The 11986-nt window shown below is 44.5% G+C and carries 13 protein-coding genes; 9 read left to right on the forward strand and 4 right to left on the reverse strand.

The genetic code is table 11. From position 1 onward, the window contains the following. Positions 1 to 76: 76 nt before the first annotated feature. Together IGI89_RS08565 and IGI89_RS08570 are read left to right on the forward strand one after the other, a co-directional pair. Positions 77 to 340: a hypothetical protein gene (locus IGI89_RS08565; protein WP_005228502.1), complete on the forward strand. Its 264-nt coding sequence runs from the start codon at positions 77 to 79 to the stop codon at positions 338 to 340. A gap of 13 nt (positions 341 to 353) precedes the next feature. Further along, positions 354 to 1271, forward strand: coding sequence for a LacI family DNA-binding transcriptional regulator (locus tag IGI89_RS08570; protein ID WP_008380675.1), 918 nt, complete (start codon positions 354 to 356; stop codon positions 1269 to 1271). A gap of 60 nt (positions 1272 to 1331) precedes the next feature. Here the strand turns inward: IGI89_RS08570 and IGI89_RS08575 are convergent, their stop codons facing one another. Continuing rightward, entirely contained in the window at positions 1332 to 2105 is a 774-nt protein-coding gene (locus IGI89_RS08575; protein ID WP_438735534.1) for a MerR family transcriptional regulator, read from the reverse strand. Between the two features lie 114 nt (positions 2106 to 2219). Here IGI89_RS08575 and IGI89_RS08580 point away from each other — a divergent pair, with 114 nt between their 5' ends. The 5 genes from IGI89_RS08580 to IGI89_RS08600 all read left to right on the forward strand — a co-directional run bounded on the left by IGI89_RS08580 (position 2220) and on the right by IGI89_RS08600 (position 8055). After that, on the forward strand, positions 2220 to 3101 hold the full coding sequence (locus IGI89_RS08580) for an HAD-IIB family hydrolase (RefSeq protein ID WP_005234118.1): 882 nt from the start codon (positions 2220 to 2222) through the stop codon (positions 3099 to 3101). Beyond that, the gene (locus IGI89_RS08585) at positions 3088 to 3444 is read left to right on the forward strand and encodes a DUF1827 family protein (RefSeq protein WP_008380681.1); all 357 of its coding nucleotides are present in this window, start codon (positions 3088 to 3090) and stop codon (positions 3442 to 3444) included. Before IGI89_RS08580 ends, IGI89_RS08585 begins: the two co-directional genes overlap by 14 nt. A gap of 244 nt (positions 3445 to 3688) precedes the next feature. Beyond that, the gene (locus tag IGI89_RS08590; protein WP_005234120.1) at positions 3689 to 5155 is read left to right on the forward strand and encodes a nicotinate phosphoribosyltransferase; all 1467 of its coding nucleotides are present in this window, start codon (positions 3689 to 3691) and stop codon (positions 5153 to 5155) included. A gap of 62 nt (positions 5156 to 5217) precedes the next feature. Further along, the gene (nadE, locus tag IGI89_RS08595; RefSeq protein WP_016612726.1) at positions 5218 to 6042 is read left to right on the forward strand and encodes an ammonia-dependent NAD(+) synthetase; all 825 of its coding nucleotides are present in this window, start codon (positions 5218 to 5220) and stop codon (positions 6040 to 6042) included. 192 nt (positions 6043 to 6234) lie between these two features. Beyond that, on the forward strand, positions 6235 to 8055 hold the full coding sequence (locus tag IGI89_RS08600; protein ID WP_438735535.1) for an LTA synthase family protein: 1821 nt from the start codon (positions 6235 to 6237) through the stop codon (positions 8053 to 8055). Between the two features lie 67 nt (positions 8056 to 8122). On the opposite strand, the gene IGI89_RS08605 is transcribed toward IGI89_RS08600, so the two are convergent. After that, entirely contained in the window at positions 8123 to 9772 is a 1650-nt protein-coding gene (locus tag IGI89_RS08605; RefSeq protein WP_438735536.1) for a MutS-related protein, read from the reverse strand. Positions 9773 to 9813: 41 nt separating this feature from the next. Beyond that, positions 9814 to 10263, reverse strand: coding sequence for a class Ib ribonucleoside-diphosphate reductase assembly flavoprotein NrdI (nrdI, locus tag IGI89_RS08610; RefSeq protein WP_005228511.1), 450 nt, complete (start codon positions 10261 to 10263; stop codon positions 9814 to 9816). A 135-nt stretch (positions 10264 to 10398) separates the two neighbouring features. Between nrdI and gloA2 the strand changes: the two genes are divergently transcribed. Then, positions 10399 to 10776, forward strand: a complete 378-nt coding sequence (gloA2, locus tag IGI89_RS08615) for an SMU1112c/YaeR family gloxylase I-like metalloprotein (protein WP_005234127.1) — start codon at positions 10399 to 10401, stop codon at positions 10774 to 10776. A 93-nt stretch (positions 10777 to 10869) separates the two neighbouring features. Beyond that, the gene (locus IGI89_RS08620; protein WP_005234129.1) at positions 10870 to 11436 is read left to right on the forward strand and encodes a GNAT family N-acetyltransferase; all 567 of its coding nucleotides are present in this window, start codon (positions 10870 to 10872) and stop codon (positions 11434 to 11436) included. 4 nt (positions 11437 to 11440) lie between these two features. On the opposite strand, the gene IGI89_RS08625 is transcribed toward IGI89_RS08620, so the two are convergent. After that, positions 11441 to 11962 carry an LURP-one-related/scramblase family protein gene (locus tag IGI89_RS08625; protein ID WP_005228514.1) on the reverse strand — a complete coding sequence of 174 codons (522 nt, stop codon included), beginning with the start codon at positions 11960 to 11962 and terminating at the stop codon, positions 11441 to 11443. Positions 11963 to 11986 lie beyond the last annotated feature (24 nt).

Here is an 11986-nt window from a genome sequence, read left to right on the forward strand (position 1 = left end):
GTGAAACAAATGACTTGCTCTGAGACGCGTTTCATACAGTATGCTTGATTTATAAAAAGGAAGGCGGGATGAAAAAATGAATACATACATGAAGAAAAATGGTGCGGAATGTTGTTATGTAACGTTGGCTTTTGATGGACAACAACTGGTATTGACGAAGCCAAAAGGGTTCTTTCAAGAACGATTAGTAGAAATTCCTGTGGATGAGATCAGTCACTTGACGTGTGATGAACACTTCGGGTCTCAGCGGATCGGATTTATTCATCACAATGATTACTATGAATTTTATACATGTGGGTTAAGTGTGATAGACTATATGAAAGAACAATTATTCGTTTAAGGAGCAGTGAGTCATGGCAAACATTCGGGATATTGCACGCTTGACCGGTTATTCGGTCTCCACAGTTTCACGAGTCATTAACAACAATCCGTATGTCAGTGAAGAAAAGCGTCGCAAGATTCTGGCTGTCATGAAAGAGGTCAACTATATTCCAAATTACACCGCGCGGGCATTGAGTGTTGGCAAAACCAAAAATATTGGTGTGATTCTGCCATTTGTCAATCATCCGTACTTCGATCGCTTGTTGAGCGGCATCACAACAGCAGCGTTTGCTCGGGGCTATAAGGTTACGCTTTTAGCCACGAACTATGATCCGCAAGTAGAGGAAGCGTATTTGCAAGAATTTGCGGCGAAAAGCTTTGATGCCTTGATCATTGCCTCGCGGGCGAATCCGATCGAAACCTTATTGCCTTATCGTTCTTACGGTCGCATCGTCTTTTGTGAGAATATCTCGTATTTGACTGACGGTTGCACCTATATTGATCGAGAGGAATCGATCAAAGAAGTCTTTACGTATTTTAAGGAACAAGGTATCCAGAAAATCGGCGTGACATTGGGACGTAGCCGCAAGCTCAGCAGCAATTCAAAAATCACGGTCCGTTTGGCTCATGACTATTTTTCGACTTTTTCCGAAGACTTGATCTTTTGGGATTGTTTGACGGAAGAAGATGGCAAAGAAGCAGCTGCTTATTTTGCAGATAAAGGGGTCGAAGCGATTTTCACCAATGGGGATCATGTTGCTGCTGGGATCCAGTCGCAGGCGCCGGGAGAATGGCTCGTGATTGGACGGGACAATTTATACATCAGCGAGCTGCTACAGCTTTCAACGATCGATCATCACTTGCAAGCTTGCGGGGAGACTGCCGTCCAATTGGCGATAATGGAAAAAAGCGGCAACTATCGCATGCCCTATGAGTTCATCAAACGATAGCATAGACGAAACGATGCGCAAACAAAGCCCCTGAGTGGGCAGTGCTTGCGCATCGTTTTTTTAAAGGGATTCGGTGTAATGGTCAATGATCTCTTTCAACAGCTGGGCGCTACCGACGCCCGCTTTTTGATCGTAATAGGCGGTAAAACGCTCGTCTTGAACGTAGATTTCCCCTAAAGATCGGTGATATTCTACTGAGTAAAAGGGCGCTGCTTGTTTAAGCCATGCTTGATGCGCAGCAAAAGCCATTTGGGCTTTGTCAGAAGGGATTCGTTTCCCTTCCTTTTCAATCAATAGCTCTTTTAACAGCTGCAATAAGCGGTTTTCGTTGTCGGTCAGTGCTTGATAATCGACTTGGGTCATCTGCTGCCACTTTTGGTTGCTTTTTTCGATGATCTCCTCACCGTAGGTTTCTCGTAACTCGGCACCGTAGTTTGCTTCGTTTTCACGAATTTTTTGTTTCTTAAAATAACTGAATTTCTCTTGATCGGTCATCGTCTTTTCTCCTTCATAATAATCAATTGTTTGCGCTAAGGTGGTCAAAAGACTGTCCAGGGCTGCTCGCTCTTGTAAAAGCTGTTGGTAATGCTGCAACAAGACCGTTTGGATCGATGCTTGCGGCTCATCCAAGATCCCGCGGATCGTTTCTAATGACAGCCCAAAAGACTTAAAATACAAAATCTGCTGTAGGCGATCGACTTCCTGTCTCCCGTAGATACGGTAACCAGCTGAGTTGGTGCGTTGCGGTTGTAACAACTTGATCTGATCATAATACCGCAGGGTACGGCTGCTGACTCCTGACAGTTTGGCTAAGGCACTGATCGTATATTCCATCGGCTTTTCCCTCCTTACACCTGTATCCTAAAGGTTGACGTAACGACAAAGTCAAGAAAATTTTTTTGCGTTTTTTAAAATGTGCTATAATTATAACAAAGAAAGGAAGATAAGATGCAAATAGTTTTTTCTGATATTGATGGGACGTTTCAAGAAATGGGGCACCCGATTCATGAGATCAATAAAGAAGCCATCCGTTGTTTGCAAGCCCAAGGGGATCACTTTGTGTTTGTCACAGGGCGAGGATTTGAGCTTGTTCAAGATATGATGGCGGAAGAAGGCCTTTCCTGCGATGTGATTTTCGGAAACGGCGCCGGTCTGATGATAAAAGGAGAAGCGCCTGTTTTGACGCATACCTTACCCTATAAGACATTGGCACAAGTGATTGGTATCTTAGAGACAGAAGCGGTTTTTTATTTCTTACATACTGACCATGGCATCATTTCCCCACAAGCGCATTTGTATGAAGCGCAATTTCAAGAAAGCCGTAAGCAGTTACTCGCGGAGTTAGGGGAGCGAGGGCAAATCATCGCTGACTACAAATACGAGTTCTTCTACAACGAATGCCTTCATAAAGACGACGTGTTGCAGTTTATGAAGGAACATCCAGAGATAAAGGTCATCAAAATCGAACTGATGGAAGCGTCAGACGAAAAAAGAGAACGGCTGCGGGCGATGATCCAGTCAGAAACGGCAGCGATTTTTCAATCCTTTGTCCAAACACTGGAAATCGTTGATCCATTGGCGACCAAAGGTGCGGCGATCCGTAGCTTTTTAGAAGCTTTTCCCGCTGCCAAAAGCTACGGGATCGGTGATGGTGAAAATGACCTTGCGATGTTTGAAGCGGTGGATGTTTCTTTGGCTGTAGCAAATGCCAGCCCAGCGATCAAAGCAGTTTGTGATCGAACCATTGAGCGCGCGGAAGACGGCGGTGTTGGCCGCTTTATTTTAACAGAATTAGTTTCGAGAGAGGATGTTGTGCATGAAGTTGATTGAAACCCCAGTAAACCAAAATCTAAATATGGAAACTTTTTACCCGAACATCTCCAAGTATCTATTCGACAAAATAGCGATCAAATACTATAAATTGTATTCGCTTGATCGGACGCAGATTCTCTATGTGGATAGTTTTGATACGATTTCTTTAGTATTGATCAACAATAAAAAGAAAATCAGTCGGGAAGAAGTCGATACAGCGATTCATCGTTTGCTGAAGGTCGATCGCAAAGACGTGACCGTCAATATCAATATTCGTAAAGAAATGGAAGCAAGAGGCATCACCTTTTCTAAACCGAGAAAAGATGTCATTCTTGTTCAATTGCCTGTGAAAGAACACTAGTTGAAAGAAGTTGGGACATGCACGTTGCAAGAGCAATCAAACGTTGAACAAAGGGGCGACCTTATACGAGCGCGCAAATAATGCGCAATAAGTAGGAGGCTGACCCATGCTTTGGAGCAATTTGTTCTCAGATGGATTGCCTTGTACTGGCAAAAGCCCAACTTTTTTTTGAAAAAACAAGTTTTTCTGTCTTTTGTGTTTTTTTTGCTATAATGAGAAGAAGTAAGCTAGAGGGAGTAAGAACATGCAGAAATTATTTAAAGATGACAGCTTGACGCTGCACACCGATCTCTACCAAATCAACATGATGCAAACCTATTGGGAGTTAGGCAGAGCCGACCGTAATGCGGTGTTTGAATGCTATTTCCGTGACATGCCTTTTGAAAATGGCTATGCGATCTTTGCCGGTCTGGAACGTTTGATCGATTATTTGAACGATTTATCCTTTTCAGAAACGGATATTGCCTACTTGCGAGAAATCGGCGGCTACCCAGAAGCCTTTTTAGAGTATCTAAAGGAGTTCAAGTTTGCTTGTACCGTTCGTTCAGCGTTAGAAGGCGATTTAGTCTTCAACAATGAACCAATCATTCAAGTAGAAGGGCCGTTAGCACAAGCGCAGCTGATCGAAACAGCGCTACTGAATATGGTCAATTTCCAAACCTTGATCGCCACGAAAGCGGCCCGCATCAAATCCGTGATCGGCACGGATCCCTTGTTGGAATTTGGTTCACGTCGGGCACAAGAATTGGATGCAGCCATTTGGGGGACCCGAGCGGCTTATATTGGCGGAGCGGATGCGACGAGTAATGTGCGGGCAGGGAAGATTTTTGGCATCCCAGCCAGCGGAACCCACGCCCATTCCCTCGTGCAATCCTACGGCAATGACTATGATGCATTTATGGCGTATGCCCAAACCCACAAAGATTGCGTATTCTTAGTCGATACCTATGATACCTTGCGTTTAGGTGTGCCAAATGCGATTCGTGTGGCCAAAGAGATGGGGGATAAGATCAATTTCTTAGGTGTGCGGATCGACAGCGGCGATATGGCCTATATCTCGAAAAAAGTCCGTGAACAGTTGGATGAAGCGGGATTCACGGAAGCCAAAGTCTATGCTTCCAATGATCTAGACGAAAATACGATTCTAAGCTTGAAAATGCAAAAGGCGAAAATCGATGTATGGGGTGTCGGCACCAAGCTGATCACCGCTTACGATCAACCGGCATTAGGTGCGGTTTATAAACTGGTTGCCATCGAAAATGAGCAGGGAGAAATGATCGACACCATCAAATTATCCAGCAATGCCGAAAAGGTTTCGACCCCTGGGAAAAAACAAGTCTGGCGGATCACCCGTAAATCGGACGGCAAGTCAGAAGGCGATTATGTCACGCTATGGGAAGAAAATCCGCAAGCAGCAGACGAACTGTTCATGTTCCATCCTGTTCACACTTTTATCAACAAAACAGTGACGAACTTTGATGCGCGACCATTGTTGCAAGATATCTTTGTAGATGGCCAGCAAGTGTATCAAGTACCTGACTTAGAACACGTCAAAGCCTATGCGACGAATTGCTTGGATTCCCTTTGGGATGAGTACAAACGTGATTTGAATCCACAGAAGTACCCAGTTGATCTCTCGCAAGAATGTTGGGATCATAAAATGCGGACGATTGAAAAAGTACGCAAACAAACCAATGGCGCGATTTTGTAATCCGCAACTGCGCTGGTCCTAGGATCAGTCAGCTGCTTCAAAAAATAAGAGGAGGCGTTTCTATGACCATGCAACAAGAAATTATCAAAGAATTAGGAGTCTTACCGACCATCGACCCGAAAGAAGAAGTTCGTAAGAGTATTGATTTTTTAAAGGCGTATCTGCAAAAGAATTCGTTCTTGCATACGTTTGTCTTGGGGATCAGTGGTGGGCAAGATTCGACATTAGCTGGCCGGATCGCGCAATTGACGATGGAGGAAATGCGCAGTGAAACCGGGAATCCCAACTATCAGTTCATAGGGGTACGCTTACCTTATGGGGAACAAGCAGATGAAGAAGATGCAAAAAAAGCCATTGAATTTATCAAACCAGATATTGAGCTGCGGGTAAACATCAAAGCCGCCGTCGATGCCCAAGTGCAAGCGGTGGAAGAAGCAGGCTTAGCGGTTTCTGACTTTAATAAAGGCAATATCAAAGCCCGTCAACGGATGATTACGCAATATGCCATTGCGGGTGAAAAAGCAGGAGCTGTTCTGGGTACGGATCACGCTGCTGAAAATATCACCGGCTTCTTTACGAAATACGGCGATGGCGGTGCCGATATCTTACCACTGTTTCGTTTAAACAAACGCCAAGGCCGCCAACTCTTGCAATACTTAGGCGCACCAGAAGCATTGTATACCAAAGTCCCAACTGCGGACTTGGAAGACGGCAAACCTTTAGTGGCAGATGAAGCAGCTTTAGGAGTGACCTACAACGACATCGATGACTATTTAGAAGGCAAGGAAATTGCGGCTGAAGCCCAACAAACCATTGAAAACTGGTGGAACAAAACGCAACATAAACGCCACTTGCCAGTCACGATTTTTGATGATTTTTGGAAATAAACGAAACCAGTGATTCCGTTCCATTCAGATAGAAAGAAGAGTCTAGGGGGCAAGAAACCTTAGACTCTTTTTTTATGAGGGTTGCTTTCTTTAAAAATAACAAAAGCTTCTTGCCCTGGCTTTACTTTCTTGTCTTGAAAGCATAAAATACGAGGGTACCTAGAACGTGTAGAAAAGGAGGAATGTTCCTTCGTGAAAATAAATAGCCATCCTTATCTGAAGATCGCATTAAAAGGCATCGCCATCGTCCTGTTGATCATTTTCAGTAATTTATATTTGCAATGGTGTCAAAACAATCTTTCCGTTGAATTAGCCTTGAAATTTGCCTTTTCGTGGCATACAGCAAAGTTTTTCTTGGCTTGTGGGGTGCTACTGCTGGTGTATGGGGTGTTTGCCAGCTTGGCAGGTTCGGTACTGATCGGGGGCATCTTTTATAGTGTCGTCATCGGAATCTTAGGGTATGCCAACCACACGAAGATGGTCTATCGCCAAGAACCAATCTATCCCGATGATTTAAAGATGGTCACTCAATTCGACCTTCTACGAACTATGATCGGCAATGGCGCCTTTTTCTTAGCCATCCTCTTCGCTCTGGTGGCGATCGGAGCGATCGGCTGGAGTATCTATCGCAGCCGCAAATTAAACCGGCGTTTGCAAGTGATGCGAGGAGCGGTGCTGATCGTATGCTCGCTGGGCTTAGTCTATGTTTCTCACTTCAATGACAGCAACAACCTTTTACGCAAAGCCTACAATCAGACGGCGCTCTGGATTCCGTATTCACAAAAAATGAACTACTACAATACGGGATTTATCGGTGGTTTTTTGTACAACCTGCGGGTAGATGCCATGACGAAGCCTGAGGGGTATTCAAAAGAAGCGATCCAAGCGATTGCGGACACCTACAATGCACAGGCTGCGGAGAAAAATCAAGACCGTGAAAGTGAAGCACCAAATATCGTCTATGTGATGAGCGAGAGTTTTTCCGACCCGAGCCATTTAAATGGCTTATCGATCACCGGCGATCCGTTGAAAGACTATTACCACGTCGCCGATCAAACCATCAGTGGAAAAATGCTTTCGCAAAATTATGGAGGCGGTACGGCAAACATCGAGTTTGAAGCGTTGACTGGTTTTGCCATGGGCCTATTGAATCCACAGATGACAACGCCTTACACGATGCTAGTGCCGAAATTGACGCAACTGCCATCCTTGGTTTCTTTCTTGGAACAATCAGGGTATACGGCAACGGCGATCCATCCTTACGATACATCGATGTACAAACGCAAGGATGTCTATGGGGTGATGGGGTTTGAACAGTTTATCGATCAAGATACGATGACCTATACCGACAAAATCGAAAATAATCCTTATATCTCTGATGAGGCGGCCTACAAAGAAGTGCTGGCTTTGTTGGAAAACGATCAGCAACCGCAATTTGTCCATTTAGTGACGATGCAGACCCATATGCCTTATGCTGGCAAATACGATATGTTGAATTACCAAGCGAGCGGTCCTGGCAATATGGCTTCTTTGGAAAACTACCTACAGGATATCTCTTATAGCAGTACAGCGTTGAAAAACTTTGTGGCTGAATTAGAGCAGCTGGATCGGCGAACGCTGGTCGTCTTTTGGGGAGATCATTTACCAGGCATTTATGCCGATGAGATCAAGAATCAAAATGAAACGGCTGCCCTGCATGAAACCGAATTTTTGATGGTTGATTCGCAAGGGAATTTTGCGCCAGAAGATGTACCAGTAACAAGTCCTTTTTATTTTGCGCCGAACCTATTAGAAGCCAGTGATCAACCAACCAGCGGGTTTTACCAGTTGTTGTTGGCCTTGCAAGATGAGTTGCCGGCTTTTGAACTGGGTCAATATTATCAAGAGGGACAATGGCAGACGACTCTTGCGTTGGATCAAGAAGCCCAAGAAATCTATGATGCCTACAATTTGATCCAATATGATGTGCTACAAGGAGAGCAATACAGTTTAACGACTGGTTTGTTTGACTAAATGAAACATAAAATAGCGCCTTATCCTGTGACTGACACTGGGATAAGGCGCTTTTGTTTGTGTGAAGTTATAATTCCTGCCATTTACGATTTTTATCAAAATCATTGGCGGCGGCGTAGGCGTCTTGAACGATCGTTTCAGGGTAGCCCATGACTTTTAAGAGGGCGATCGCGTTGCGGCTCAAGGCAGGACCGGATTTGACCTTATAATCAAAGGAGATGCCGTCATCTTCCGTGACTTGTTCAGAAAAATGAATGTTGCGGCAATCATTTTTCAAAATTTCAGTCAGCTCAATATCATGGGTAGCGACAAAGGCCAATGATGGGTAGGCTCGCAACCAATGGATGATGCTGGCAGAAGAAGCGATTCGTTCCACCGTATTGGTTCCTTTTAAAATCTCATCAACAAAACAGTAGCAGCGCTGTTTCGTGGCAACGGTATCTAGCAGGCGTTTGATGGATTTGATCTCCGCCACGAAATAGCTGTCGCCTTCAAATAGATCATCTTCGACAGCCATCGAGGTAATGACGTGACCAGGAACCATCGTAAAGGTTTCAGCTACTGCTGTCTGGATCGTTTGTGCCAAAATACAGTTGATGGCGACACTTTTGACATATGTCGATTTGCCTGAGGCATTGGAGCCAGTTACAAGGGTATTGTGGGTCCAAGTGACATCATTCATGACTGCTTCACTCAGAAGGGGATGATACGTACCCGTTGCTTCTACACCTCCGCTTGTTTGGAAGGTCGGTAGGCAAGTGATGGGCATATACGTGCGAAAATTTAAAATGGCGGCTGCGACTTCCAATTTTCCCAGCAAATTCCACAGATCGATGGCTGCTTGTTGGTGTTTGGCCAGAGTAGTGGTGACCGTTTGATAGGAAATAAACGGCAGCATAAAAATGATATTGATGTATTCAAACAACATGTCTCCTTCGCTGCCGTTTTTGGCACGAAACGAGAAAGCGAAACGAGTGATCTTCTTTAATGGTGCCAAGGATTGTTTGATCTCATCTTGGAGGGGCGTGTTGATTTTAGCGATCTGACTGCCAGAGGCAATCGTTTGAACCAAATAGCGCATGCTGTTCAGTTCTGTTTCCAGCTTGGCTTTTTTGATAGAGTAATAGATCGTATTGAAAACGACACTAATCAACGTCAACAGGAGGCCTTGGACAATCCCCAGCAGGAGCAGCAAGATGCCGACTAATGGCAGCACACCTAAAAAGACAAAGAACGGCAGAGAACCGATCGATTGCGCCGCTTCATTGGCCAAGTAGGCTTTCGAAAAATTATCATCTTGTTTTCCTAAACGAGCAAACGTATATTGGGATTGTTCGCGTGCGGCACTGTCAGCAGCAAAAAAGTCGATCAATTTGGTCAGCTGTTTGTCCGGCTTGAAGTGGAAATTGCGTAATTGCTGGTACAACGCTTCTGAACCAACACTGGAAAACGTCAGATTAATGGACTCAAACAATGAAAAGCCATCCAAGTCATACCAAGTGATGTCATCGACCTCGCTATCAAAATCGTGAAACTTCTTCTCAGTCAGCCAAGCTTTTTTCAAACTCGCTTCTTTATCAAAGCGGGGCTGACGGGGAAGTTTTCCCCAAGCAAGCCGAACGTAACGGCGTACTTTGTATCGATTCCAGATATCTAGTGCGGTCAAGATGAGAATGCTGGCGAGTATGATCAAAATGACCATCGTTTGTGGTTCCATATGCAAAAGTCCTCCTAATGGCTAATGAATGCTGGCTAAAGCTAAGTGTTGCTGTGGGCAGGATCGATTTCTTTTAAACAAGCATAGATCCGTTCAATATCTTGTGTCGTGCCTCGCAGCTCGAAATCCGCTAAGAACGGGATCGAAAATTGTTCCGCATATTGCTTTGCGGTCAAGCAATATTGATAATTAAAGTTTTTGTTGCCGCTGCCGATCACGCCTAAGCAAAGAGCGGCGTTGTTTTCATAGTCAATGTATTCCCGCATGGTTTCTGTAAGGATCTCCTGATCGCCGTTATCGACGCCGTTTCCACCTTCTAAATAGGTAGGGACAAAAACCACATAAGGTTCGTCTTCTTGTTCAAAGACACTATTGTCATGAATTTCTTTGGCTTCCCAAGTGCTCGGTGTGTCTTGCTGATCTGCATAGGCCAACAAGCGGTTGACGAATGCACGGGTATTTCCAGAGATTGAAATATAAAGTAGTTTCATTTTTTCATCACCTTCCGCTTTCTAGTATAACAGAAACCATTTATGAAAAGAGGAGAACTTCGGCAGTCTTTTCTAGTAAAATGCAGCCAAAGGCTTTAAACTGAGAGAGGAGTCCAATACAAAGGAGTGGCAATAATGTTTTCAAAAATGCATCATGTGGCGATCATCGCTAGTAATTACCAACAGACCAAAGAGTTTTATGTAGAAAAATTAGGCTTTGAAGTGATTCGTGAACATGCGCGCCCAGAAAAGAAAGATGTAAAAATCGACTTGCGCTTTGGGGAATCAGAAATAGAACTGTTTGTGGTGGAAAACCCACCAGCAAGACCAAGTTTTCCCGAAGCAGCCGGCTTGCGACATTTGGCCTTTGCGGTGGAAAATATTGAAGCAGTCGTAGCGGAGTTAGCCACTAAAGGGATTGTGTGCGAACCGATTCGTTTTGATACCTTCACCAATAAGAAGATGACCTTTTTCCAAGATCCAGACGGCTTGCCGTTGGAATTACATGAATAAACAAGGAAGACTTTGTGTTGATCCTTTGTCGATTCAACTTGGTTTTTCTTGAGAGAATTGTTATTCTATGTATAGAAGCAAGGAGGAAAAAACGTGATAAGATTTGCAAAAGAAGAAGATCGTTTTGTCATGGCTGAACTCGTTTTAGTCATTTTAAAGGACATGGAATTGCCGTTTGTCAAAGAGATCGGAGAAGCCAAGACCTTAGAGATCTTGGCAGATGCCATGCTAGAACCCGATTATCGTTACGGCTTTCGCCGTGCGCTAGTCAATGAGATCGACGGAGAAGTTGCTGGCGTCGCCTTTGGATATCCAGACAAAGAAGAGGCGACGATCGATCAGCCTCTAGATAAAGTGCTGGAACAGTACGGTTTGAGTAAAGACATGAAGCTGTTTATCGATGAAGAGACTTTACCAAATGAATGGTACTTAGATACCATCTGTGTGGCTGAGAAATTTCGGGGCAAAGGCGTCGGCTCAGCCTTGTTAGAAGCATTGCCGAAAATTGCTTCTAGAGATGGTTATGAGGTGATCGGCTTGAGTGTTGACCGAGCAAATCCCCATGCGAAGCGGCTCTATGAAAAGCACGGATTTGAAGTCGTGGCCCAAAGAGAGATCAGTGGCCATCTTTACGACCATATGCAAAAAAGAACCAGCTGATTTTTCAGCTGGTTCCATTTGTTAGTCGAAGCTCAAGAGGATGGTCTTTTTTGCGGTGCCGATTGTACAGCCAGTAATCCATGACGGCCGCAATACAGATGCAGACCGGCGCATCCCGGTCATCGACAACATCCAGTACATAATAATCCCCCGTCAACAAGGTCGCTTTGTCCATCTCCATAATCTTTTTATTGAAATGATGGATCCCATAGCGATGATTATAGATATCGCCGTGGACCGCCCAGTGAAGCTGCTGGATATAGTAGAAATCACCTGGCCAGTTAAAAATTTTTTGCAGTGTACCGACTTTCTCAAAGTCTTTGTAGATCTCAAAGCGTGTACCAAAAGTAAAACTGATTTGTTTGATACTAGCGACCATTTGCCCATTTAAACGGTAAAGGGAGAGGGCATCGCCCTTTGTTCCCCAACGTCCCACCATCAAAAATAGTGATTTGCCTGTTTCATCTTTGACAATGGTTCGTGTGACTCTGCTAAGTTGCCTATCTTGGATGAAAAATTCTGACATACTTACGCCTCCTCATGTATCCCC

Origin of the sequence: Enterococcus sp. AZ141, from assembly GCF_051714385.1 — a bacterium.
Classification (GTDB): Bacteria; Bacillota; Bacilli; order Lactobacillales; family Enterococcaceae; genus Enterococcus_D; species Enterococcus_D entomosocium.

Excerpts from the sequence above, each read along its gene's own strand:
- gloA2 (WP_005234127.1), top strand. The coding sequence starts at position 10,399 with ATGTTTTCAAAAATGCATCATGTGGCGATCATCGCTAGTAATTACCAA.
- IGI89_RS08570 (WP_008380675.1), top strand. The coding sequence starts at position 354 with ATGGCAAACATTCGGGATATTGCACGCTTGACCGGTTATTCGGTCTCC.
- IGI89_RS08575 (WP_438735534.1), bottom strand. The coding sequence starts at position 2,105 with ATGGAATATACGATCAGTGCCTTAGCCAAACTGTCAGGAGTCAGCAGC.
- IGI89_RS08565 (WP_005228502.1), top strand. The coding sequence starts at position 77 with ATGAATACATACATGAAGAAAAATGGTGCGGAATGTTGTTATGTAACG.
- IGI89_RS08590 (WP_005234120.1), top strand. The coding sequence starts at position 3,689 with ATGCAGAAATTATTTAAAGATGACAGCTTGACGCTGCACACCGATCTC.
- nrdI (WP_005228511.1), bottom strand. The coding sequence starts at position 10,263 with ATGAAACTACTTTATATTTCAATCTCTGGAAATACCCGTGCATTCGTC.
- nadE (WP_016612726.1), top strand. The coding sequence starts at position 5,218 with ATGACCATGCAACAAGAAATTATCAAAGAATTAGGAGTCTTACCGACC.
- IGI89_RS08580 (WP_005234118.1), top strand. The coding sequence starts at position 2,220 with ATGCAAATAGTTTTTTCTGATATTGATGGGACGTTTCAAGAAATGGGG.
- IGI89_RS08605 (WP_438735536.1), bottom strand. The coding sequence starts at position 9,772 with ATGGAACCACAAACGATGGTCATTTTGATCATACTCGCCAGCATTCTC.
- IGI89_RS08625 (WP_005228514.1), bottom strand. The coding sequence starts at position 11,962 with ATGTCAGAATTTTTCATCCAAGATAGGCAACTTAGCAGAGTCACACGA.
- IGI89_RS08585 (WP_008380681.1), top strand. The coding sequence starts at position 3,088 with ATGAAGTTGATTGAAACCCCAGTAAACCAAAATCTAAATATGGAAACT.